Origin of the sequence: Bradyrhizobium sp. NBAIM03 (genome assembly GCF_020194055.1) — a bacterium.
GTDB lineage: Bacteria > Pseudomonadota > Alphaproteobacteria > Rhizobiales > Xanthobacteraceae > Bradyrhizobium > Bradyrhizobium yuanmingense.
Window position 1 is genome coordinate 1 of the sequence record NZ_JADYVS010000253.1, and the last position, 399, is coordinate 399.

Genomic DNA, 399 nt, shown 5'->3' on the forward strand with positions numbered 1-399 from the left:
AATATGGACCATAGGGGCTATCCTGGCAGTAGTGAACGGGATCTTCCCTTCGCAGCCGCTCGAAATAACCCCATATGCTATCATCTTGAAAGCGCTTGGCTTCGCTTACGTCCAGATTGCTCAGCGGGATCTTAAACGCGCCGTCGGTTCTGTAGTCTACCAATTGCGTTATCACGATCGCCTCCGCAGATTTTGCTCTCTTGAGAGCTTGCGGATCCACAGGTCGCGATCCATCGTTTCGAGCTGCCGTGACGTTTTGTTGCGAGCGGATCGTCGCCCCAACAGAGTATCCTAAAGCGCGGGCAGTCACCCCTACCAGTTCCGGCAGGTAAGGATGGCGTTGACTTTCTAACGCGATTTGCCCCAGTGGATTGATGAGAACAATCCTCGCTACACAGG

Annotated in this window: 1 pseudogene; it reads right to left on the minus strand. The window is 53.6% G+C overall.

Annotated elements, in window-relative coordinates:
- Positions 1-163 (minus strand): annotated as a pseudogene (locus tag I6F21_RS38380) (cytochrome P450); the annotation flags it as partial.
- Between the last annotated feature and the right edge of the window lie 236 nt (positions 164-399).